General features: G+C 44.5%; 18 protein-coding genes. 5 read left to right on the top strand and 13 right to left on the bottom strand.

Annotated features, from left to right (window positions below):
- Positions 1-8: 8 nt before the first annotated feature.
- Positions 9-761, top strand: coding sequence for a tetratricopeptide repeat protein (locus FLA_RS11375; protein ID WP_076380578.1), 753 nt, complete (start codon positions 9-11; stop codon positions 759-761).
- Positions 762-843: 82 nt separating this feature from the next.
- On the opposite strand, the gene FLA_RS11370 is transcribed toward FLA_RS11375, so the two are convergent.
- The 5 genes from FLA_RS11370 to thrS all read right to left on the bottom strand — a co-directional run bounded on the left by FLA_RS11370 (position 844) and on the right by thrS (position 5795).
- Positions 844-2271 (bottom strand): type III PLP-dependent enzyme domain-containing protein, encoded by a 1428-nt coding sequence (locus FLA_RS11370; protein WP_076380577.1) that lies wholly within the window; start codon positions 2269-2271, stop codon positions 844-846.
- Positions 2272-2403: 132 nt separating this feature from the next.
- Complete coding sequence (rplT, locus tag FLA_RS11365; protein WP_076380576.1) at positions 2404-2748, bottom strand: 50S ribosomal protein L20; 345 nt, start codon at positions 2746-2748, stop codon at positions 2404-2406.
- 69 nt (positions 2749-2817) lie between these two features.
- Positions 2818-3015, bottom strand: coding sequence for a 50S ribosomal protein L35 (rpmI, locus tag FLA_RS11360; RefSeq protein ID WP_076380575.1), 198 nt, complete (start codon positions 3013-3015; stop codon positions 2818-2820).
- Positions 3016-3222: 207 nt separating this feature from the next.
- Positions 3223-3816 (bottom strand): translation initiation factor IF-3, encoded by a 594-nt coding sequence (gene infC, locus FLA_RS11355; RefSeq protein ID WP_076380574.1) that lies wholly within the window; start codon positions 3814-3816, stop codon positions 3223-3225.
- 47 nt (positions 3817-3863) lie between these two features.
- Entirely contained in the window at positions 3864-5795 is a 1932-nt protein-coding gene (gene thrS / locus FLA_RS11350) for a threonine--tRNA ligase (protein WP_076380573.1), read from the bottom strand.
- 83 nt (positions 5796-5878) lie between these two features.
- On the opposite strand from thrS, the gene FLA_RS11345 reads away from it, so the two are divergent.
- On the top strand, positions 5879-6925 hold the full coding sequence (locus FLA_RS11345) for a hypothetical protein (RefSeq protein WP_144264098.1): 1047 nt from the start codon (positions 5879-5881) through the stop codon (positions 6923-6925).
- 98 nt (positions 6926-7023) lie between these two features.
- Here FLA_RS11345 and FLA_RS11340 read toward each other — a convergent pair whose 3' ends face one another.
- The 3 genes from FLA_RS11340 to FLA_RS11330 all read right to left on the bottom strand — a co-directional run bounded on the left by FLA_RS11340 (position 7024) and on the right by FLA_RS11330 (position 9545).
- Entirely contained in the window at positions 7024-7878 is an 855-nt protein-coding gene (locus FLA_RS11340; RefSeq protein WP_096510930.1) for a hypothetical protein, read from the bottom strand.
- 84 nt (positions 7879-7962) lie between these two features.
- Positions 7963-8574, bottom strand: coding sequence for a DUF3347 domain-containing protein (locus FLA_RS11335; RefSeq protein WP_076380570.1), 612 nt, complete (start codon positions 8572-8574; stop codon positions 7963-7965).
- 23 nt (positions 8575-8597) lie between these two features.
- The gene (locus FLA_RS11330) at positions 8598-9545 is read right to left on the bottom strand and encodes a DUF475 domain-containing protein (protein WP_084206358.1); all 948 of its coding nucleotides are present in this window, start codon (positions 9543-9545) and stop codon (positions 8598-8600) included.
- Positions 9546-9639: 94 nt separating this feature from the next.
- Here FLA_RS11330 and FLA_RS11325 point away from each other — a divergent pair, with 94 nt between their 5' ends.
- The gene (locus tag FLA_RS11325; protein WP_076380569.1) at positions 9640-11586 is read left to right on the top strand and encodes an ABC-F family ATP-binding cassette domain-containing protein; all 1947 of its coding nucleotides are present in this window, start codon (positions 9640-9642) and stop codon (positions 11584-11586) included.
- Between the two features lie 142 nt (positions 11587-11728).
- Here FLA_RS11325 and FLA_RS11320 read toward each other — a convergent pair whose 3' ends face one another.
- The 3 genes from FLA_RS11320 to hutI are packed head-to-tail and all read right to left on the bottom strand — an operon-like array spanning position 11729 to position 16064.
- Positions 11729-12796: a formimidoylglutamase gene (locus FLA_RS11320; RefSeq protein WP_076380568.1), complete on the bottom strand. Its 1068-nt coding sequence runs from the start codon at positions 12794-12796 to the stop codon at positions 11729-11731.
- 20 nt (positions 12797-12816) lie between these two features.
- Positions 12817-14835 (bottom strand): site-specific recombinase, encoded by a 2019-nt coding sequence (locus tag FLA_RS11315; protein ID WP_076380567.1) that lies wholly within the window; start codon positions 14833-14835, stop codon positions 12817-12819.
- On the bottom strand, positions 14826-16064 hold the full coding sequence (hutI, locus tag FLA_RS11310) for an imidazolonepropionase (protein WP_076380566.1): 1239 nt from the start codon (positions 16062-16064) through the stop codon (positions 14826-14828). Before hutI ends, FLA_RS11315 begins: the two co-directional genes overlap by 10 nt.
- Positions 16065-16138: 74 nt before the next feature.
- Here hutI and FLA_RS11305 point away from each other — a divergent pair, with 74 nt between their 5' ends.
- Positions 16139-18391: a patatin-like phospholipase family protein gene (locus FLA_RS11305; protein ID WP_076380565.1), complete on the top strand. Its 2253-nt coding sequence runs from the start codon at positions 16139-16141 to the stop codon at positions 18389-18391.
- Positions 18392-18417: 26 nt separating this feature from the next.
- Here FLA_RS11305 and FLA_RS11300 read toward each other — a convergent pair whose 3' ends face one another.
- Positions 18418-21069 (bottom strand): S8 family peptidase, encoded by a 2652-nt coding sequence (locus FLA_RS11300; RefSeq protein ID WP_076380564.1) that lies wholly within the window; start codon positions 21067-21069, stop codon positions 18418-18420.
- 93 nt (positions 21070-21162) lie between these two features.
- On the opposite strand from FLA_RS11300, the gene FLA_RS11295 reads away from it, so the two are divergent.
- Positions 21163-21972 (top strand): M57 family metalloprotease, encoded by an 810-nt coding sequence (locus tag FLA_RS11295; RefSeq protein WP_076380563.1) that lies wholly within the window; start codon positions 21163-21165, stop codon positions 21970-21972.
- 127 nt (positions 21973-22099) lie between these two features.
- Here the strand turns inward: FLA_RS11295 and FLA_RS11290 are convergent, their stop codons facing one another.
- The gene (locus FLA_RS11290) at positions 22100-23344 is read right to left on the bottom strand and encodes a DEAD/DEAH box helicase (protein WP_076380562.1); all 1245 of its coding nucleotides are present in this window, start codon (positions 23342-23344) and stop codon (positions 22100-22102) included.
- Between the last annotated feature and the right edge of the window lie 66 nt (positions 23345-23410).

Raw genomic sequence — 23410 nt, 5'->3', positions numbered from 1 at the left:
AAAAATATATGTTCTTTGGTGAACTGTTTGGTAGTTATTATTACCTCATCCCTATCCTTCAAATCATTTGCATTATTCACGCCCTGCGAACCGACCGTAAAAACTGGATCTTCGCGCTGTTTTTCTTACCTGTAATCGGCTGTATCATTTACCTGGTGCAGGAAATATTACCCGCCTATTCATCCGGCGTATCCAATGGTAATGCACGCAGGTCTCTATTTCCCAACTTTCGCATCAAGGAACTGGAAAAGCGCCTGAAGTTAGCCAATACCGACGCCAACAGATTGGCCCTGGCCGATGAATATACACTGCAACAGCAATACGATAAAGCTATAGCCCTTACACTATCCTGCCTGACAGGCCTGTATGCCAACGACCCCGACCTGTTACTTCGCATGGCAAGGTTGTACACTTTAAATAGTCAGTACACCGAAGGGCTGGCTTACTTTACTAAAGCTTTACCCCTGCAAAACAACCGTTTTAACAGGCCGGAAGATGAAATCATGTACGCCCGCACACTGGATGGCACCGGCGAAAACAGCCGGGCAGAAGAAGAATATAAAAGAGTGATCAGGGTGCATCACTCTATGGAAGCTATGTATTACTATGGTATGCTGCTCAAGAAACAAGGCCGCACAACAGAAGCCCGCACCCAGTTTCAGGCCGTGCAAAAGGAGAAAGATTTACATCCCAAATACGTGCGCCGAATGAACTATAAGTGGATTCGCTTTTCACGAATAGAGCTGCGATCACTCAAGTAATAGCTGTCACAGGTAACAATAAAAAGAGGGAGCATGTATTACCATACTCCCTCTTTCACTTATAAACTTATCCCTGTAACTACTACATGTAGCCCAGGATCTTTAACATGCTTTGAGCACTTTGTTCTTTTGCATACACCCAATCTACCAGCTTACCGTTTTTATCATGACCAACGATAATGTGTTTAGGCGAAGGAATTAAACAGTGCTTGATACCACCATAACCACTGATCTGATCCTGGTAAGCACCCGTATGGAAGAAGCCTACATACAACGGTTCTTTATTGGGCGAGTCCCCTTTATTATTGGCATGCTCCAGCTTAGGCAGGAACACCTCATTAATATGCTCTTCCGAATCATAGTAATCATGGCTATCGCAGGTAATACCTCCTAATACCACCCTTTGGTAGTCGTTATCCCATTTATTCACAGGCAACATCAGAAACTTCTCACCAATACCCCAGGTATCCGGTAAAGTAGTAATGAAAGAAGAGTCGATCATATACCAGATCTCACGATCATTCTGTTGCTTCTGGGCAATTACACTGTAAATATGCGCCATACTCTCCCCTACGGTAAAAGAACCGAATTCGGTGTAGATATTAGGCATAGGCACACCCGCCTTTTTACAGGTCTTCTTAATATTTCCTACAATTTCATTGATCATGAACTGATAGTCATATTCAAAGCCCAGCGAATGCTTAATTGGAAAACCACCTCCAATGTTGATGGAATCCAGTTCCGGACATATTTTCTTTAACTGGCAGTAAAGGTTGATGATCTTGTTCAGCTCACTCCAGTAATATATATCGTCTTTAATACCCTTATTCAAAAAGATATGCAGCATTTTCAGTTGAAACTTATTTTCATAACCTTCAATATTATCTACATAAAATTCCAGGATATCACGTGCACGAATGCCCAAACGGGATGTATAGAAGGGGAAGTTAGGTTCTTCCTCTGCAGCTACACGTATACCCAGTTTAAAGGGGTGCTTTACGCTTCTTTTATAGGCATCCAGCTCTTCTTTATTATCCAGTACGGGAATCACATTTTTGAATCCGGTATTAATCAGCTTAGCAATACGGCTGGTATACTGCTTTTGCTTAAAACCATTGCAGATAATAAAGGTATCCTTGGTTATTTTTCTGCGGGCATATAGCCTGTTAATGATTTCAATATCATACGCAAAGGATGTTTCCAGGTGTATCTCATGTTTTAATGCCTCTTCTACCACAAATGAAAAGTGGGAGCTTTTGGTACAGTAACAGTAAAAATACTTCCCTTCATACTTATGCTTTTTCATCGCATTGGCAAACATGTCTTTGGCCTTGTTAATCTGCATCCCTATTTTAGGCAGATAGGTAAGCTTCATGGGCGTGCCATACTTTTCTATCAGCGCTTTCAGGTTCAGACCATTGAATTCAAGATAGCCATCACTGTTTGCATTAAAACCCTCCTGAGGGAAATGAAAGGTTTGTTTCACCAGGTCGGTGTACGTATTGTTCATCCTGCTGCTTCGTTGTACTTTTTAAGTAAAAGGATTTCCTGTAACGGTGCAAAAATAGTTTTTTGACAATATATCCATACAAAAAAAACCGGAAGCATACACCTCCGGTCTTTTTTTACTGCTATGAAGCAATTATTTTACAGAATCGATCAGCGCTTTGAAGCTGGTTGGCTCATTCATAGCCAGGTCAGCAAGCACTTTACGGTTCAGTTCAATACCTTTTTTGTTCAGCTTGTCAATGAACTTGCTGTAGGTTAAACCTTCTGCTCTTACTGCAGCGTTGATACGGGCGATCCACAGCTGACGGTATTCGCGTTTTTTCAGTTTACGGCCTACATAGCTGTAGGTCATACCCTTTTCTACAATGTTTTTGGCAACGGTGTAAACGTTTTTACGTTTGCCATAGAAGCCTTTAGCTTGCTTAAGAATTCTCTTCCTTCTTGCCCTTGATGCTACCGCATTTACTGAACGTGGCATATATTAAATCAGTTTGAAGTATTAAATGGATAATGTTAAGTCAGGTAAAACAGATAATCTGTTTACTGCTTATTTCAGACGTAATAAACGCATTACGAAATCTTTGTTAGGAGCGCCTACTACGCCTTTAACGCGCATTGCTCTTTTACGTTTAGTAGACTTCTTAGTTAAGATGTGACGTTTGAAGGGCTTTTGGTAAGAGATTTCTCCTGTTGCTGTAACCTTAAAACGCTTTTTAGCGCTTGAATTGGTTTTTACCTTTGGCATAAAATAATAATCTGGTAAGATTACACCCTGCTGGCGTTCCCGAACAGACGGGACTCTTGTAGAGCCATATGGGTAATGTTTCCCTATTTGGGGTTGCAAAGGTAGCAAAAAACACCTGAGATTTCCAAATTTTCAGCAAAGAGAAGTAAATAGAATAGAAAAAGCGCCTGAAAACGGGCGCTTTTTCTATATATAAGATAGCTAAAATTATGCTTTGGCAGGTGTAACCGGCTTCTTTTGGCTCTTAGGCGCAAACATTACCAGCATCCTTTTCCCTTCCATCTTGGGCATACCTTCCAGTACGCCGGCTTCTGTAAGTCTTTCTGCAAATTTCAGCAGTAACAGCTCGCCCCTGTCTTTAAACATAATAGCGCGGCCTTTAAACTGTACATAAGCCTTTACCTTGTTGCCATCCTTCAGGAACTTTTCGGCGTGTTTCGCTTTGAAATCGAAATCGTGATCATCCGTACCAGGCGTAAAGCGAATTTCTTTTACTTCGCTCTGCTTGGCATTCGCCTTCATTTCCTTTTCCTTACGCTTTTTCTCGTACAGGAATTTTTTATAATCGATCACTTTACATACGGGAGGATCGGCATTTGGTGAAATTTCTACCAGGTCAAGCTCCTGCTGTTGCGCAATTTTACGCGCTTCTTCCAGCGGATACACACCTACAGTAACATTGTCACCTACCAGGCGCACCTGAGGTACCCTGATTCTTTCGTTAATGCGATGTTCAGGCTCTGGTTGCCTGTTAAACCGGGGATTCATTCTGCCCCCTCCCCCTCTATTTGGTAAAGCCATTCATTGTTGTTTAGTAAAAAATGATTTTCAACCTAAAAATAATCCTTTTATGCTTTTCTTTCAGCAATTTCCTCTACAATAGTGTTAATAAACTCCTGCACGGTTACGCTGCCGGTATCTCCAACACCCTGTCTGCGAACAGATAAACGTCCTTCTTCCACCTCTTTTTCGCCTATAATCAGCATGTACGGAACACGGCTTAATTCGGTGTCACGGATCTTTTTACCAATCTTTTCGCTACGGTCGTCAATATCTACTCTAACACGCGCTTTGCGTAATTGTTTTTTTACTTCCTCTGCATAAGGCAGAAATTTGTCGCTGATAGGTAGAATTTTTACCTGTTGTGGTGCTAACCAAACCGGGAATTTGCCAGCATAATGTTCCAGCAGGAAGCCGATAAACCTTTCATGGGTACCCAGCGGCGCCCTGTGAATGATCAATGGCGCTTCTGCGGTATTATCCTTAGTGGCATATTCCAGTTTAAAACGGCGACCCTGGGCAAAATCCACCTGGTTGGTAGCCAGGGTAAATTCACGGCCAATTGCACTCCAGATTTGAACATCAATTTTCGGACCATAGAACGCGCCCTCGTCCGGAACTTCCACAAAAGGAGTTCCCATTTCTGTCAGCACCTCACGCACCATCTGCTCTGTTTCTAACCACAGCTCAGGCTCGTTAATGTATTTCTGACCCAGTTTGGATGGCTCGTGCAGCGATAAACGCATTACATATTTATCAATACCAAACAGGGCAAAATATTTCAGGTACATCGCGTTCACGGCCTTAAACTCCTGCGCAAACTGCTCTTTGGTACAGTAAATATGCGCATCGTTCATATGCAGGCAACGTACACGCATCAGGCCAAACAGCTCACCACTCTGCTCATAACGATAGCAGGTGCCGTATTCAGCCAAACGCAACGGAAGGTCTTTATAACTTCTTGGCTCTGCCGCAAATATTTTGTGGTGGTGCGGACAGTTCATGGCCTTCAGGTAGTATTTGGTACCGTCCATTTCCATGGCAGGATACATACTATCTGCATAATAAGGCAGGTGACCGCTGGTTAAGTACATGCTTTCTTTAGCCAGGTGCGGCGTAACCACACGCTTATACTCCGCATCTTCTTCTGTTTCTTTCGCCAGCTTCTCCAGCTCTTCTATAATAATAGTACCATTAGGCATCCATAAAGGCAAACCCGGACCCACATCATCGTCCATGGTATAAATACCCAGTTCTTTACCCAGTTTGCGGTGGTCGCGTTTTTTAGCTTCCTCCAGCATCAGAATGTACTCATCCAACTCTTTCTGTGTAGGGAAGGTTACACCATATATACGGGTAAGTTGCTTATTCTTTTCATCCCCCTTCCAGTAAGCACCGGCTATACTGGTTAACTTAATCGCTTTGATAGTACCGGTAGCAGGAATGTGTGGTCCGCGACATAAATCGGTAAACTGTCCCTGGGTATAGAAACTGATCTTCCCGTCTTCCAGGTTCTTTAACAGGTCCAGCTTGTACTCATCCCCTTTCTCTGTAAAGTAAGCCACCGCTTCTGCTTTAGGCATTTCTTTACGGATGTAGGCGTTGTTTTGCTTCGCCAGCTCTGTCATTTTCTTTTCCAGTACCGCCAGATCGTCTTCGCTCATCTTACGATCGCCCAGGTCTATATCATAGTAGAAGCCTTTATCCAAAGCAGGTCCTACCCAGAATTTAGCGCCAGGGAACAAACTTTCCACCGCTTCGGCCATCAGGTGAGCAGAGGAATGCCAGAACGTAGACTTGCCATCCGTGTCGTCCCACGTCAGAAACTTCACGCTTGCGTCTTCGGTAAGGGGCCTTGTGGCGTCCCATACCTGGCCATTGACATTCGCGGCCAAAACTTTTCTGGCCAGGCCTTCGCTGATGGACCTGGCGATGTCTAATGCACTACTGCCACTTTCATATTGGCGTACTGCTCCGTCCGGGAAAGTAATATTTATCATAAAATGGGACACAAAAATAGAGTTTTTATTGTTTTAACGCTTCTTTGCTGTTGTGTGCTATATTGCATTATTACTTTTGTCTTATGAGGTACATGGTTTTACTGCTATTTGTGCTTGCTTTGCCCGCTTTTGTCACTTCTCAAGACCTCACTGGCATATGGAAGGGAACCTTTGTAGAAGGCATTGGAGCACTTAAACAGCAATATAAATATGAGGTTCAGATAAAACAGCAGCCTAACAAAGCATTATCAGGAGTAACCTATTCCTACCTGAACGTAGTGTTCTATGGCAAAGCCAGCTTACAGGGCATTTACATGGATAAAGCACACAATGTATTGATCAAGGAAAACAAAATGCTGGAGGTAAAGTCAATGGGTGGCATGGCTACGGCTTGCGCTATGACCTGTTACCTCACCTGGCGCAAAGAAGGTAACGAAGAAATAATGGAGGGCACCTACACATCAGAAAACGTGATTGACAAAAAGCCCTGCGGCGCCGGCAAGGTGTATTTAAAAAAAGTAACCGAATCTGATTTTTATAAAGAAGACTTTTTACTGGATGGCAGCAAGAATAAAAAGCCCGGCATGCGCATAAAACCCGGAGCCGAAGCCAACCTGCTACCTTCAGACAATGCACGAACCGGCAAAAAGCCCACCACCGCTCCTAAAATTATACGTGACAGTGCACATGTTATCCTACCTGCCGACAAAGACAAACTGACCTTAATGGATACGGTTTCTGCCCCTGTAGCAGTTCCGGAACAAGTGCCCGTACCAAGCATTTTAAAAGAGCGGGAAAGCAAACTGGAAAGAACTATCAAGGTAAATTTACCTGACATTACTGTTAAACTATATGACAACGGGGATATCGACAATGATACGGTTACCGTATACCATAATAATCGCCCCGTATTATTCAAGCGCCGTTTAGACAAAAACGCGCTGGAAATAAATATACACGCTACCAGGCAGGATAAACTTCACGAGCTGGTAATGGTAGCAGACAATTTAGGTTCTGTACCGCCTAACACCGCGTTAATGGTGATCACCTGCGGCGATAAGCGTTACGAACTCTCCCTCTCCTCCGATTTTAAGAAAAGCGCTAAGATCATTATAGAATACGAACCATAGTCTCTTCCTGGCCGGGAGAGTGACATATAAAAAAACGGTTGCATTGGCAATGCAACCGTTTTTTTATATGTCAATTTTCTAATTAAACTGTAGCTGTTTTATAATTCTGCCTGAGTTCCCCTATCCTCTTCACCTGTTTTATCAGCAACAATTTCATCTGCTGGCTTTTCCTCCATAGTCATTTGCACAAGTTTGTCTTTGCCCTTATATAGCTGCCATAGTATGTAAAGCCCACCGAGAGGAATACCAAACGCCCATTCTGAGTTCAGATAACCTCCATAATTAAAGCCAAATCCTAATAAAATTTGAAAATCTAACAACTCAATATGAACTCCCCCAAACGCAGTATATAATACAGCAGGAACGTTTAAACAAACAATAGCAAGATATTTTAACCACTTTTTCCGGAATCCGCTTCTCTTCACTCTTATAATCATGTAAATATTAAAAAGAGGAACACAAAGTGCAATCAGGCCAAAGAGCCAGAAGGAATTCATAGAAGGAATAGCTGATTTCACATCCAGCTGCCGTACGCTCAGTATTTTTTTAGAGCTATCGTCAAATACTAAATCTATCACTCCAAATTCTTTTTTATTAGCAATTTGCAGCAATACTTTAGTCGTATTTGGCAGGGTGCTTCCCTCCCCGCTTGAAGTCCATCTTTTCTCAGCCGACATAAAAGTAAAGTCCAATTGGCTGCCATATTCACCGGTGATAACAGCACGCATATTTTGTATGCCTTCCTTTAGTTTGCCTGCATCTAAGTTCATCTCCTTCATTGCAGGATGTTCTAAAGCCATCAAACTCACACATTTGTCATAGTCCTGATCCATCAGGCTTTGCATAAACTCTTTGGAAGTTGTGCGATAACTCAACGTTGTAGTGGTAAACGTGCAGCTACTCAATAATACAATAGTCAGCAGAATTAAAACCGGAAGCAGTAATCTTCTCATACGTTGTAGGGTTGTAAGGTAAAGGGATAAGAAAAGCGTCTCTAATATTATCAGAGACGCCGTATATAATGATATTAGAGCGAACTATTTCTGCCGGAAGTCAATAGAATCCTGAACAGCGCCACACTCCACCATAGTACCCTTATACTTGGGATGCTTTTTACCCAGGTAAGGATTTTCCACCTGGTTAGTGCCACTTATCCAGCTGGCTTCTTCACTATCGTTAAAAGCCATCGGGCAGCTCACATGGTAAATAACGGTCTGATCATAATGTACCGTTCTTACCAGGTTATACAGGCTTTCCGATAAAGTATAAAACGCACGTCTTTTTTCTTCAATCCCAGGTGCACCTATTATAGTATTGCTTTCTGCAGCGATACTTTCCGCAAAAGTTTTAGCGGTTTCCTTAATGGTAGTATCCCCTTTCAACTCACTAAAAGGCACTTTTTCTGTACTGGCGGCTAATACAGCTGCCGCTTTCATTACACTGGCAGTATCCCACTCCACAAACGCATTTTTCAGGCTGTAGTAGTTTTCCAGCATGGTGTTAAAACCATGGTTAAATGCATCACTGTTTTTGCTAATGGCCAATGCCTGTTGCTTAGGCGCTTCGGGTGTGCTATCTTTTTTACGCAGCACCAGCCACGCTGCTATAGCTACTACCACCACTACTATTACAATCGATACCTTTTTCATCCGATCATGTTTTAAATAAAAGATTAGTTGCTTTCGTCTTCTGTTACCTTATGCTTTTTGGGAAAGTTAAACAGAATAGATGTTATCATAGGTATAAAAAATATACCAACTGTTAACAGGGAAGTCACCACGTCTGCTTTATGGCTCGCCAAAAACACGCTCAAAGGCGTGCTTTCGTGAAAATGCTCGTACAAAGAAAGCGCCAGCTTTACTCCCAGAATGGCTATAACAATAAATGCAGCAGTTTCCAGGAAATGAAACTTTTCCATCAGTTTCACAAACGACTGGGCCACAAAACGCATGGCTAATATGCCTATAAACACGCCAATGCACACCAATAATATATTAGGCGTAAAGGCCACAGCAGCAAATACATTGTCTATCGAAAAGGCCAGGTCCATAATCTCCACCAGGATAATCGTACTCCAGAATGGACCTATTTTTCCGGAAAAATATTTCAAAAACCTGCCCTCCGCCTTTTTCAACGCCTCATCATGGTTTTCTTTCGGGCGGGAAAAAATAGTATACAACAGGTATATTATATAAATGCCCGATACGGCACAAATAACACCGAATAAGGTAGCATTCAGGGTTTCATCAAAACGGATAGCTACCACCAGGCCGGCCAGGGTAAGCACTTTAAACAGCGCCGAGCCCTTATCTCCTATTTTCCAACTGTCTTTATAATGGTCTACCGCCAGCCACAGCAGGTACAAGCCTCCCAATGGCTTCAACCACCAGATACGTATCAATATGGCGGCAAACAGCATGGCAATACCCCGGAAAATATACGCGCCCCAAATACCATATTTCAGCGCTTTACTCCTGTCTTTTTCGGGTAAATCCATCACCATCGTGGCCAGAACGGCCGCATTATCTACCGAAAGCAGACTTTCTATAATTATCAGATTTCCAATAATTGCCAGGGACGGCAAGGGATGATCTAAAATATCCTGTATCAAATGCTGCATGATTCTCTCTGAATTTGGCCTGTCTTTATAGGTCCGAAAGGTAAATTAAATAAAGAAGAATTAGATTTGCCGGAATTTTTTATTTTAATAAGGTATGTTAATAGGTTTTAATAACGTCACGTTCGAGTTTGGTGCCCGCGTAATAGTATCAGAAGCCACCTGGCACATTCATCCGGGAGAAAGAATTGGTTTAATCGGCTATAACGGAACCGGCAAGTCCACTATGTTGAAACTGATTGTAGGGCAATACCTGCCTTCTGTTGGTACAGTAGAAAAAGGACGCGGTGTTACTATTGGCTACCTGCACCAGGATCTGCTGAGCTTCGACACCAACGATTCTATATTGGAAGTGGCCATGGGCGCATTCGAGCGCGTAAAGCAACTGGAAAAAGAAATTGAAGAACTGGGCATTGAGCTGGAAAGAACCAGCGATGAAAAGTTACTGGAAAAATACACCGATAAACTGCACGAGCTCGAAGTGCTGGGTGGTTACACCATTCACCACCGCACCGAAGAAGTACTGCAAGGCTTAGGCTTCAGCAATGCTGATGTAAACCGCCCGTATAAAGAGTTCAGCGGTGGCTGGCGTATGCGCGTGCTGCTGGCGAAAATGATATTACAGGCACCGGACGTACTGTTGTTGGATGAACCTACCAACCACCTGGACTTACCTTCTATCGAATGGCTGGAAAAATACCTCACCCACTACCAGGGCAGTGTGGTAATTGTGAGCCACGATAAGTTTTTCCTCAACCGCATGGTAAACAAAATTGTAGACCTGTACCAGCAGGAACTGCATATTTACAGCGGCAACTACGAATATTACGAGAAAGAGAAAGAGATACGCGTTGAAATGCAACAGCGGGCTTATGAAAACCAGCAGGATTACATACGCCAGCAAGAGCGCTTTATCGAACGCTTTAAGGCTAAAGCCAGCAAGGCTGCCGCTGCTCAAAGCGCCATGAAACGCCTGGATAAAATTGACCGCATTGAACAGGTAGAGATTGAAAGGCCTAACCTGCGCATTAACTTCCAGATAGACAAACAGCCGGGTAAAGTGCTGGTAGATTTAAAAGGAGTAAGCAAGCAGTTTGGCGAAAATACCATTATCAGCGGCGCAGTTGCAGAAATTGAACGTGGCGATAAAATTGCCCTGATCGGTGCCAACGGTAAAGGTAAATCTACCGTGTTGCGCATTATTGCCGGCACAGAATCTTATTCCGGCGAAAGAGTATGGGGCCACAACGTAGAAGAAAGCTTTTACGCCCAGCACCAGCTGGAAGCGCTGGATTTAAACAATACCATTTTAGAAGAAATGCAAACCGCCCGCAGTGGCAAAACCGACCTGGAACTACGTTCCTTATTGGGTTGTTTCCTGTTTGGCGGCGATGATATAGACAAACGTATTAAAGTACTGAGCGGTGGCGAAAAAGCCCGCGTGGCACTGGCTAAGGTAATTGTAAGTAAAGCCAACTTCCTGATGTTGGATGAACCTACCAACCACCTGGATATGCACAGTGTGGAACTGCTGGCCGATGCCTTAAACAAATACGAGGGCAGCCTGATATTTGTAAGCCACGACCGTTTCTTTATTTCCCGCACTGCCAATAAAATATGGGAAATCATTGATCACGAGATCAAAGAGTTCAAAGGCACCTACACCGAGTACATGGAGTGGAAGGAAAGAATGGCCAAACAGCAGCGCAACAACAAAGACAAAGAAGCGCCCGCCAAAGAAGCTCCTAAACAGGAAGCGCAACCGGCAAAAGCTGCCCCACAACCAAAGGCTGCTTTAGACCAGGACCAGAAAAAAGAACTGCAACGCCTGCAAAAGCAATTCAGCAAAGCCGAGCAAGACCTGGCACGCGTTCAGGAAGAAGCCAAAAAGCTGGAAGCTGAAATGGGTAACCCGGATAATTACTCCGACAAAACCAAATTCACTGCACTGGAACAACAATACAAAGCCGTACAGCAAAAGCTGGCTACCGCAAATAAGGAATATGAAACCTTGTTTGAAAAGGTAATGAGCATGGAAAGCTAGTTTGACAGATACTGCATACAATAAAAACCGGGTATACGCATTACAGTATACCCGGTTTTTTATTGCTTTTTATCGCACCAGCTTATTTACAACAGGCTACAATTTTATTTCCACCACATAAGCCAGCCAGCATAAAAGTATTTTAATCTTTACCGTTCAATACCGCCTGGTGGCTTTTTACAAAGTCGGTAACCAGGTAACTGATCAGCTTGCCGGTGCTATCATCTCTTCTGCCATCGGCCAGTTGGGTAGCACCTTCACAAATGTGCAGGTAGGCCACTTTGGTATCCATAGCTGTATAGTGTACATATTGTCTTGCCTGCAGGGGTTTTATACCTGTGGGAGTAATAGCGCTGCTCAGTACTTGTTCAATGCTGTCCATGTCCAGCTCAATGCCGCAGAAAGTACCTTCTGTAAAGGCGGCGGCATGTGCTATAGCCTGCAAAAAGTTATGCTTTTCGTGCAGGAAAATATCTTCAAACGTAATCACATCCATGAATGGGTTGTTGACCATATCCATCCATGTGTTCTGGGTAAGATAGTTTTCGTGTAAACCAATGATGCAATATTTTTCCAGGAAGTTGTCTTCTTCTGCATAGCGGAAGGCATTGCCGCTGTGGCGTCCTTCGCTAGGGCGGTAATCGGCATGTGCATCCAGGTTAATAGCGTTGATTTGCGCAATAGGTATCATACCGGCTTTATACAAACCTTTGGCAGCGCCTTTGATACATGGATAAGCATTGTTATGGCCACCACCTATTACAATAGGAATTTTACCACATTGCGTAATCAGCTTTACAATATTTTCTACCTCATCATCTATGGTTCTTACCGCATGCCGGTATGCTTCAATCTTTTCATCCGGCGTAAGCGCGTTGGTTTCTATTACTTCGCTCATGTCCGAAAAATCAAAATGCCCCAGCACCAGCACTTCCAGCCCTTGCAAAAAATCGTTGCTTTGTACATTCAAAAATGCTCTTAAAAAAGGTAACCAGGCAGTGTCGGCCCCACCCGCTCCCATATTGGCTTTCACTCCTATGTCTTCCGGAATGCCCACAATAATATAGTCGGCATCGGTTTGCAGTAAAGAAGCTTCTATATTGGAAAAATCGTTTAACACCTGAACGCATTCGCCCAGCTTGGTTTCGAATTTCCGGATTCGTGTAACAGCTAAAATGTCTTCTTTTGTGTATAGCTTCAAGTGTTTCATAACATTATTTTAGGTATGGATCAAGCCTCCGTTATGCCACCGTTTTTCCGGGGCCGGATAAAATCGAATGGATATTTCTTAAAATAGCGCCACAATATCCTGATAAATTCCGGATAATCCCTCAATCGTATTCCGCGCGATTTTACGGCTACAATAAACGCCAGCGCAAAACTTACCAGGAAGTTAAAAAACCCTATCGCCAGCACTCCCGCTATTACCTGGGTAAGCAACTGCCACGGTATATTTTGCAACCCCAGGCCGTAAGCCCCCATCGCCACATTACCTGCTGAAATGGTGATATGCCGGATATCGAAAGGAATACCAAACAACTTCACCACCACACTGCTCATACCCAGAAAAAAGCCCAGTACAATATTCCCCGTTAAACTACCCGCATGATGCTCTATATAATGTGCCAGCCGCCGCAAGCGGTCGCCCGGAATGGTCAGGCGCATTACCGGGTGCATTTGCATACGTTCGGCCACACGGCTGTATTGTATCTTGTTTTGTATAAAACCGGCAATCAACCCGCTCACAAACAAAAACACACCCGTGTTGCAGGCATATAATAAAGAAAGACTTTTCCAGGGATGCTGGTCTATCAGTAGTTTCATGGCCTGTGGTCCTTCCACCAGCTTATGGGCAAAGCAGAGATCATACAACCAGGCTATTAAATAAGTAACCGGAAACACCACTACCAGGTTACCAAAGAAAGAAGCAAACTGGCTGCGGGTTACCCGCGCCACAGTAATAGCTAAACTATACAGGTTGGGTTGTTCGTTCTTGCGCACGTCCAGCGAGCCGGCAACAGCACTGGCAGTAAAAGCAGGCTGCTTCGTGGCCAGCGTAGCTTTGGTTTCTTCAATAGCTACAAAACCCAGGCTATAGTTTACACTATAAGCAGCCCCCAACCATAAAGGCAACATATGCACTTTGCCCAACAGGGTTTTAAACAGCACCATTAAGCACACGATCAATCCACCCCACATAGCACTTACCATCATTTTAGCATATTCCAGCCGGGTGGTAGTAATGTACTTATCCCCTTTGGTGCCCTTATGCTCTGCTATCTGGTACGCGATATGTCCAAAAGTGCGCGAGAACAATTCACGAATACTGTTCTTTCTTTTCTCGTAATGCACTTCCAGCCTGAAAAAATCAACCAGTTTATCAGTAGTAAAGTTTTTATTGTTTTCCAGCACATCTGCCAGAATTTTCATCCGGGCAAGATTGTAACGCATAGAAAGCGTTAGATAGCTTAATGAAAGGCTGGCCCCTTTAATGGCCTGTAATTCCTGTATACGCTGCACCGTATCCATACACTCATCCACCAGGCCATTCAAAGTGTCTATACCCGGAAAAGCATAGGTATCAGGTATGTGAAACTCCTCCTTGGTTTGCAGCTGGTTAATGATATGATTTTGCCGGATAAATACATTATTGGCCTGCATTTCTTCCGGTAAAAATCTTACCACTTCCGGGTCCAGCGAAAAATTAGCCACCCGGTACGAAAGCACCAGTAAAGCCTGCCGTAACTGTTGCGGTAAACTGGTATGTTGTTGATGCAAAGAAATATTCAGCTGATCAAAAAAAGCTTTCCAGGTATTGCGGTCAATCGCTTCTACCCATATGTAATCATTCTTTTTATAAAAGATGCGGTTAAGGATATAGATCAACTCATCTTCCTGCTGCAGAGAGGGCAACAGTTTATGGCTCAGGCGCGAACCCAGCTCCTGCACAAAGCCGCGCGACAACAACATCCCGCTTTCTGTAAGCGCCGGAACAAAGTTGGTATGCCCCAATTGTGCCATCACTGCTACCCGTAAATTTTGCAACAGGTGCGGCTTTTCCTGTAATTGCTTTATCACCAGTTGCAGTCGGGTTTCGGCATTATCCTTACCCTTGCGGGGGCGTACCTTATTAAACAGGTCTATTAAAAAGTCCAATCCCTGCTCGCGGGCAAGTATGTGCAGGTGAAAGTCGTTTTCAACCGACTCTATGTACAAATCCCTTCTTTGCTGTTTTTTGTTTATTCCCATACACTTCCTCTCACTATTACTTTTTCAACCAGGTTATCTCCGAAAGAGTAAGGAAGGTAAGCAATAGAGGGAATAGGTTTGGTAATAATAAGGTTGGCCAGTTTACCGGTAGTGATACTGCCCACCTCCTGCTGCACCTGCATGGCATAAGCACCGTTGATGGTGGCGGCATTAATAGCTTCCTCGGGTAGCATTTTCATTTGAATACAACTCATTGCTACCACCAGGTTCATGTTTCCGCTGGGGCTGGAGCCGGGATTATAATCACTGGCCAGCGCAATGGCGCATCCTGCATTAATCAGCTGCCGCGCCGGTTGAAAGGCCATACGTAGAAAAAAGGCGGCGGTAGGCAATAAAGTACCAATCGTATTACTATTGGCCAGCACCTGTATCGCTTCTTCATCCATTGTTTCCAGGTGGTCTACGCTAACAGCACCCAGTTTCACGCCGGTTTGCACCCCCCCCGACAGGCTTAACTGGTTGGCATGTATTTTAGGTAATAACCCATGTTTCAAACCAGCCTGCCCAATACGCCAGGTTTGCTCCGCCGAAAAAAAGCCGTTTTCACAAAACACATCTACATAATCTGCCAGCTTTTCTTTTTCAATAGCCGGTAACATTTCATCAATCACCAGGTTAATATAGCCTTCGGTATTGTTTTTATATTCCTCCGGAATCGCATGCGCCCCCAGGAAAGTGGCTTTTACCGGAATAGGCGCTTTTTGCTTTAACCGTTGAATTACCCGCAACATTTTTAATTCATCGTTCAACGTTAATCCGTAACCGCTTTTTATTTCAATAGCGGTTGTTCCCTGGTGCACCAGTTTGTGCAACCGTTGCCATGCCATCTCCAACAAATCATCTTCGCTGGTAGTGCGCAGCCTGCGGGCCGAGTTGAGTATCCCACCGCCTTTAGCTGCTATTTCTGCATAGCTCAGTCCTTTTATCTTATCCACAAATTCATCTTCCCGGGTAGCGGCAAACACAATATGTGTGTGGCTATCGCACCAGCCCGGTAAAACACTGCCCCCCTTCGCATCAATAACCGTTTCGTTATCCGCCGCTTCCCATTGCGGCATGCTGCCTGTAGCCACTATCCGCCCGTCCCTGATGCGCAAAAAGGCGTTTTGCCTCACAGGCAACTGCGCCAGCGCCCCCCCTTGTAACAGGGGGTATTCTTCCCGAACATTTATCAGCTTATCAATGTTAATTATCACGGCATTACTCATGCGACAATATTACAAAAGCATTTACTGCCCCGGATCAATTTTTACATTAAAATTCAGTAGCTTAGGATTCCTTTATGCACGACAACCGACTGATACTTTTTATTATCCTATGTGTACCTTTTTTTGCTGTTGCCCAGCCCGCACGTCACACAAGACCTCACATAGGCGTAACCCTTAGCGGCGGAGGCGCCAAAGGGCTTGCTCATATCGGCATTTTGAAAGCCATCGACTCAGCCGGTTTAAAAATCGATTATGTTACAGGCACCAGCATGGGCAGTATTATCGGCGCTTTATATGCCTCTGGTTATACAGCCGACAGCCTGGAAAAAATTGCCCGCACCACCAACTGGGATTTAATGATGTCCAACGCAGCATCCCTGCATTCCATGGGCATGGAAGAAAAAGAAGAGTACGATAAATATGCCATAGAACTACCCTGGGTAAACAGCGGCTTCCGCCTGCCCAGCGGTATGCTGGAATCGGAAGAGCTATGGCTCAAATTCAGTGAGTTCTTTTTCCCCGTGTATAAGATGAAGGACTTTATGAAGTTTCCTAAAAAGTTCCGCTGTATTGCCACTGACGTATCCAGCGGGCAGGCAGTGGTGCTGGACCGCGGCGAAATAGTAAGCGCCGTGCGCAGCAGCATGGCCATCCCTTCAGTGTTCACTGCCGTAGAATACCAGGGCCGTAAACTGGTAGATGGTGGCATTGTACGCAACTTCCCGGTACATGACGCTATTGACATGGGAGCAGATTTTGTTATTGGCAGCAACGTATCCGGTGGCTTATTACCGGCAGAAAAGATCAATAACGTATTCCAGATATTACTACAGATTGCCTTTTTCAGAGAAGATGAAAACACCAACAAAGAAAAACAACTTTGCCAGGTGCTGGTGAATCATCAACTGGAAAACTACACTATGGGCAGCTTTAGCTCCAGCGATGAAATTATCAATGAAGGTATTGAAGCAGGCCGCAAAATGTATCCCACGTTTAAAAAACTGGCCGATTCGCTGGATCGTCTTTATGGCAAAGACACAGTACCGCCTACTCCGCTGCCACAGGTGAATGAAGTAAAGATTACGGACTATGCCATTGAGGGCTTACACCGCACCAATCGTTACTTTTTCTTAAGCCTGATGCAGTTTGCGCGCAATAAATGGTACTCCGCTCAAAGCCTGAACGATCATATCCGGGTCGCTTTTGGCACCCGATATTATAAGAAGATCATTTACCGCCTGGAGCCATTGACCGATTCCACTGCCAAAATCATTTTTACAGCCGAGGAGCACCCCCTCACCTTTGCCAAACTGGGCATTCACTATAATACCTTTAGCGGTATCAGCTTAATAGGCAACCTTACCTCGCGCGACTTCTTTGTTCCTTATTCCCGTTCACGCAGCCTGGTTACGGTGAACATTGGTGAAAACATGCGCCTGCGTGCAGAGCATTTGCAGTATTTAGACCGTCTTGACCGTATATCCATCAACAGCCTGTTGCAACTGGAACAGGTAGGTTTTAATACCTACAATAACACCAGCGAAAGAGATGGTGTATACCAGCAATTGTACTTTAAGGCAGAGGCCAATTTCTCTGCTTCTTTTACCCGTAACATGTCGCTGGGTGTAGGACATCGTTTTGAAGCCTTCCATTACACACCGGGCATATCTACCAATAACCTGGAAGTAAAAGGCAGCAACCAGCAACACAATACCTATGCCTTCTATAAATACAACTCCTTAAGCAACGGTGTATACCCGCATAAAGGCGTAAAAATTAACCTGGAAGTAGGTGGAGTGTATGGTACATCGCCAGAGGTTGACTTTTATCGCACCGGTAAAGCCGTAACAGCAGACTCCCTGGGTTTTAATTATGGCGCGTTTACCCGCGCTACATTTACCTTTGTACATTATGTACCGGTTACCAAACGCGTTACCCTTATTGAGTATCTGCAGGCCGGTGTAAACTTTAACGATAAACAAGGCCCGTTAAATGCTTATTATGTAGGCGGCCTTAGCACCGAATTCCGAAACCAGATATTATTCGCCGGCTTAAATGAAGGCACCACCTACAGCAGCAGTGTGGCCAATTTTCAACTGGCACTACGCTACCAGATGTACACCAATATCTTTATTACCGGCAGGGCCAACCTGCTTTATCGCGATGTTATCACCTCCAACTCCCGCATAGGAAAAGCCAGCTATTTAAGTGGGTATGCCCTTACTTTCGGCTATAACTTCCTGTTAGGGCCACTGGAAATAAGTGCTATGTATTCAGAACAGTCGAAAAAAGTAATACCGTACGTAAACCTTGGGATACCTTTTTAGCGCAGTGGTATCCCCTTCCCCCTTTATTATTGAATAACGATCTTTTTGGTGGTAAGCATTTTGCCCTCGCTGTTGTAAATAACCAGCACATACACGCCCGCAGGCAAATGTGCCACCGGAAGCTGTTCCAGCGTATTGGCAATTGTTTGCTGCCACACTTTTGCGCCATTGATGCTATAGAGACTTGCTACTTTATTAAAAGGGTCCTGCGACAGTAATTGTAATAATTGGCCGGTGCGAACCGGGTTAGGATACACAATGTATTCGTCCTCCTTCCAATAATACAAACTGGCCACCTCACTGGTAATATAGCTACCAGATGTGGTGGTAAGTGTAGCTCGGTAATTATTAGGGCCACTTACCAGGCTACTGTCCGTTATGGTATATATTTTATCATCGCTAACGGTATAACTCTTTAATACCTTCCAGCCGTTTCCCACCTGCTTTTCTATACTAATTGCTTTTACATTATATAAGCTGCCTAATTGTGCAGTGATAAGGCCTGTATTATCGCCCTGGTAATCGGCCAGTAAGCCATAAAAATAACAGGCCACCCCCTGCTGCTGGTAATTAATAGAGTAACTAATGCCCCCTGGTTGCCCGTCCCCATTTACCGGGGCTACCGCGTAATAGGCATAAGCAGCATCGGGAAGATATACTACCAGGCTGGTATCTGTGATATGCCCCTGTAACAGCTCCAGGTATTTATCCTTTAACTGGTAAAGTTGATAACTTACTGCACCAGGCAAAGAAGGCCAGTACAACATAAGTGAATCTGTGCAGTTAAAACCTACGGCCGGATATTGTTGATAGGAAATGGAGAACGTATCGGAAAGATACCGGGTACCTGCAATCGTTAACCGGGCCAGTGCCGTTGTAAAAGTATCCGGAGCATACCATTTATAGTAAGGTGCCTGTAACGGCACCTGTGCTTCCAGCACCTGCCAGTGCACACCTTTATCGTAGCTGATATCCAGTTGCCCGGTGGTTTGTGCGCCATGATATTCCCATTTTAATATATTGGTGCTGGCAGGTATGCAGTTATCTGTATGCCTGGGAGCCAGCCAGGTAAATGTCTCTGCCGTGTCAAATTGGTAAGCGATATAAAAAGGCTGTATACCTTTTACCGTACGGCCTTTTACACGTATTTGCCAGCTACCGGCTGGCGGGTTATCCAGCGTAACCTGTTCCAGCGTATTGATGCTATCCCTGCCCCTCACAGCGGGCAATTGTAATGAATCAATAGAAGCCGCCGTGTTCAACACCCAGGGCTGCCAAACGGTGTTGGTTGCCGGTTGATACAATTCTAAGTCTACATCATTTACCAGTGCAGTTGCCGCATTAGGTGTTGCAGCAACATCATTCCATACCAGGGTAATTTTGGCACTACTGCTATTGCCGGGTATAGTAAGTGGCAGGGTTACGGTTTGCCCCTGCTGTATACTGCCTTGCATCCATTGACCATTCACCAGGGCTTGCATAGCCTTATATACATTGGCCACACCATAACCCGAAGTAAAGTCAGGCCCTTTCTGCAACACATCACTGGCACTGTTTACCAGCATAGCCTTCACCAAAGCACTGGCAGGTAAAGCATTGCTATGCTGCTGCCGGTAAGCATGCTGCAACAACACAGCCGCACCACTTACCAGGGCTGCTGCTTCCGAACTTCCATTCTGGCCATAAGCCACCAGTTCGGGCTTTACACGTCCATCATAAGCCGGCCCGCGCGAACTCAATGCCGAAACATTATACAATGAATCGATAGCCCCCACTGTAATAATGTTCTTAGCCATTTTAAAACTGCCGGTGAGGTTAGAATAGCCGGGTATGCCATCATACCTGCCCCCCACCGCTTTATCCGTTCCTATGTTGCCCGTAGAAAACACATGCACCAGCGCTGTATCTTTTATCATGCTGGCATCATAAGCAGCCGCATCACTGCCATAATAATTTTCAATATCCACACCATAAGAATGATTTTGTACGCTGATACCATATAAGCTATATGCATTGGTATCGGGCAGCAGCACATCAAAACTGGAGGAAGATAAGGTTACCGCTTTAGCAACACCCCTTCCGGTATAGTAGGTATTACCTGCACCACCTATTAAAGTAGCCATAGTGCTGGCATGTGTGGCGGTAGTGTTACTAGCTATTGCAGTAGGCTTTATACGATGGCGGATATCAATATCAGTAGTATCAAACAAGTTCTCTTTAACAGACACGGTGATCCCTTCTCCGGTAACGGATGGAAACATGGCATGCGTGGTATTGATCGTATTATAGGTATGATTAAAATCACTTATAGCCAGTTCTGTATGTGGCCGCGTGGTGCGTGCATCTGCAAATACCAGGTAAGGTAAAGGCATAATATGTTTGTAAAAAATGCGTGTGCTGGTAGCTATTAAATACAGGCTCGTTTCTTTCCAGTACCCTTTCACCTGTATGGTGTTCCTGTTTTCGTGTAAAAAAAGTTCAAATGCAGCGGTATCAGATACCGTGATAGTATAAATACGACGCTCTGCCACAGCACTATCTTTCAGCGATTTTGTAATAGCAGGCGAAAGCCTGTGATGCAGTGCAGGTGTTATAGGTTCTTTCAGCTGGTTATTTTCCTGGGTGAACGCAACGGTTGAAAGAAAAAATATATGTATAAGCAGCAAATATTTTTTCATTTATAAAATTTGTTATTAAAAGTAAATAAATAATTAACATATTAATTGCATTTATGACATCCACATTTTATTTTAGATGAAATTTACATACATATGAGAAAACACTTCCTCCTCGCGCTGGCTATTGGCGCATTTGCTACTTCCTGTCAAAAACACGACGCTAACATCAACACCGAACCAGCACCTATCAGTGCAGAAACACTGGTAAAAATCAAGAACCTGGGTTTTGGAACGGACGGCGTTCGTAAAGTGAATGATGGTTACCTGGTAGAAGGAGACATTGTACTTACTGAAGAACTGCTGAATGGCAACAACTCTGCAAAGTTGCTACGTATAGCAGGCACAGAACAGTACAGAACTACCAACGTGGTGTCTGCCCCCCGGAACATTACTGTTAAAGTAAGCAACCTGGGAAGCGCTTTTATTGCAGGTACCGACACAGCTATTGCCCGGTATAACCGCCTTGGCCTTAGCATTACCTTCTCCCGCATTACCTCTGGCACAGCCGCTATTACCATTACCGGCTTTAACCAGGGTCCAAGCGGTGGGTACATTACACTTGGTTCGTCTGGTTTTCCAACCAGCTCAGGTGCGCCTTACAGCAGCATCCTGATGAACACCAATTCAGCCGCTTATGGCAGCAACCCCAACGTATTATATGTGGGTTCTGTAATACAGCACGAAATTGGTCACTGTATCGGTTTCCGTCACACCGATTACTATAACAGGGCTTACAGCTGCGGCGGCAGTGCAGTAAACGAAGGCGCATCCAATGTAGGCGCTATTCTTATTCCAGGCACCCCTTCAACAGCCAACGCCAATTCCTGGATGCTGGCCTGTTCAAACGGTGGCAACCGCACCTTCAACAGCTATGATATCATAGCATTGAACTACCTGTATTAATCAGTAATAAGTAAAAATGGAATTGTAACCGTCCGGAGTTCTTGACCGGCACGGTGCGGAAGACATATGTTTTATTGTCAACTGCTTACCCCCGGTATAAGCCGGGGGTATTCTAATATATATATAATTATTTCTTTTTCTTTTTACGTTTGGCTTTGGCAGCCGCTTCGTTGTCTTTTTCTATCAGCAGTTTCCAGTTATCATTAGGCACTTCATCAGAGAAGCTGATCGTTTCCTTATACGCTGCATTATCAATCTGCATTTCATGTATAGGCTTGCCCAGGTACTTTTGTATATCGTTCAGTAACGGCTTTTCTTCCGTGCTGCAAAAAGAAATAGCCTGCCCCTTCTGTACACCACGACCGGTACGCCCAACACGGTGCACATAGTTTTCCGGCTCATCCGGTAAATCATAGTTCACCACCCAGTCTACATTAGGAATGTCAATGCCCCTTGCATTCACATCTGTAGTGATCAGCATTTTCACATCCCCTTTCTTAAACTCATTCATTACCTGCAAACGGTCGCCCTGCTCTTTACCTCCGTGCATGGTTAAAGTGGCAATCTCAACCCTTTCCATAGCAGCTGCCACACGCTCTGCTCGTACTTTGGTGCGCACAAATACCAGCATTTTTTTATCGGGAAATTCTTTCACCAGGCGTTCCAGGAAAAAACGTTTGTCATCCATTTCAATATAGGTCACAGCATGACTTACATTTCTGGAAACCGGGTCTTGCGGCGATATCTGAATACGGATAGGATTACGAACCAGGGAGTAAGCAATCTCTTTAATATCCGCATCAATGGTGGCCGAAAAGAATAAAGTCTGGTGCGGATGCGTGATATGTCGCAGTACATCGCGAATATCCCGGATAAAGCCAAGGTCCAGCATATGATCGGCTTCGTCCAGCACCAATGTTTTTAAACGGCTCAAGTCAATCTTTTCCTGGTGAATCAAATCAAACATACGACCCGGAGTAGCAATTAATACATCCACGCCCTTCTCCAGCAATTTAATCTGCTGCTCCTGCTCTACCCCGCCAAATACGCCCACAATGTTTAAACGCAGGTTTTTACCAATATCCCGGAACACAGAGGCTATCTGCACCGCCAGTTCACGTGTTGGCACCATCACCAGGCATTTCACCTGGTATTTACGCATGTGTTCAATATTGTTCTGGTACAGTAAATGCAACAAAGGAATTGCAAAAGCCGCCGTTTTACCGGTACCCGTTTGGGCAATAGCCAGCACATCATCTCCTTTTAAAATGGGGGGAATGGCTTTAAACTGTATGTCCGTAGGACGCTTAAAGCCTAATTCAGCCAAACGCTCTTTAATTTCATCAGAAATGTGGTATTGCTCAAACTTCATGCGGCAAAGGTAATTTTTTGCCGGTGCATTTCCTTTTTTACCGGGGAAAGGAAATAGCTTTACCCA

The organism is Filimonas lacunae (assembly GCF_002355595.1).
GTDB lineage: Bacteria > Bacteroidota > Bacteroidia > Chitinophagales > Chitinophagaceae > Filimonas > Filimonas lacunae.
Note: the sequence above shows the minus strand (reverse complement) of the source record. Positions and strands in the feature narration are given on the sequence as shown.

What these genes read in the sequence shown, in the direction of transcription:
- FLA_RS11295 (WP_076380563.1), top strand. Translation starts at nt 21,163, where the DNA reads ATGAGAAAACACTTCCTCCTCGCGCTGGCTATTGGCGCATTTGCTACT.
- infC (WP_076380574.1), bottom strand. Translation starts at nt 3,816, where the DNA reads ATGGCTTTACCAAATAGAGGGGGAGGGGGCAGAATGAATCCCCGGTTT.
- FLA_RS11330 (WP_084206358.1), bottom strand. Translation starts at nt 9,545, where the DNA reads ATGCAGCATTTGATACAGGATATTTTAGATCATCCCTTGCCGTCCCTG.
- FLA_RS11325 (WP_076380569.1), top strand. Translation starts at nt 9,640, where the DNA reads ATGTTAATAGGTTTTAATAACGTCACGTTCGAGTTTGGTGCCCGCGTA.
- rpmI (WP_076380575.1), bottom strand. Translation starts at nt 3,015, where the DNA reads ATGCCAAAGGTAAAAACCAATTCAAGCGCTAAAAAGCGTTTTAAGGTT.
- FLA_RS11305 (WP_076380565.1), top strand. Translation starts at nt 16,139, where the DNA reads ATGCACGACAACCGACTGATACTTTTTATTATCCTATGTGTACCTTTT.
- FLA_RS11290 (WP_076380562.1), bottom strand. Translation starts at nt 23,344, where the DNA reads ATGAAGTTTGAGCAATACCACATTTCTGATGAAATTAAAGAGCGTTTG.
- thrS (WP_076380573.1), bottom strand. Translation starts at nt 5,795, where the DNA reads ATGATAAATATTACTTTCCCGGACGGAGCAGTACGCCAATATGAAAGT.
- hutI (WP_076380566.1), bottom strand. Translation starts at nt 16,064, where the DNA reads ATGAGTAATGCCGTGATAATTAACATTGATAAGCTGATAAATGTTCGG.
- FLA_RS11320 (WP_076380568.1), bottom strand. Translation starts at nt 12,796, where the DNA reads ATGAAACACTTGAAGCTATACACAAAAGAAGACATTTTAGCTGTTACA.
- FLA_RS11300 (WP_076380564.1), bottom strand. Translation starts at nt 21,069, where the DNA reads ATGAAAAAATATTTGCTGCTTATACATATATTTTTTCTTTCAACCGTT.
- FLA_RS11340 (WP_096510930.1), bottom strand. Translation starts at nt 7,878, where the DNA reads ATGAGAAGATTACTGCTTCCGGTTTTAATTCTGCTGACTATTGTATTA.
- FLA_RS11370 (WP_076380577.1), bottom strand. Translation starts at nt 2,271, where the DNA reads ATGAACAATACGTACACCGACCTGGTGAAACAAACCTTTCATTTCCCT.
- FLA_RS11315 (WP_076380567.1), bottom strand. Translation starts at nt 14,835, where the DNA reads ATGGGAATAAACAAAAAACAGCAAAGAAGGGATTTGTACATAGAGTCG.
- rplT (WP_076380576.1), bottom strand. Translation starts at nt 2,748, where the DNA reads ATGCCACGTTCAGTAAATGCGGTAGCATCAAGGGCAAGAAGGAAGAGA.
- FLA_RS11375 (WP_076380578.1), top strand. Translation starts at nt 9, where the DNA reads ATGTTCTTTGGTGAACTGTTTGGTAGTTATTATTACCTCATCCCTATC.
- FLA_RS11335 (WP_076380570.1), bottom strand. Translation starts at nt 8,574, where the DNA reads ATGAAAAAGGTATCGATTGTAATAGTAGTGGTGGTAGTAGCTATAGCA.
- FLA_RS11345 (WP_144264098.1), top strand. Translation starts at nt 5,879, where the DNA reads ATGAGGTACATGGTTTTACTGCTATTTGTGCTTGCTTTGCCCGCTTTT.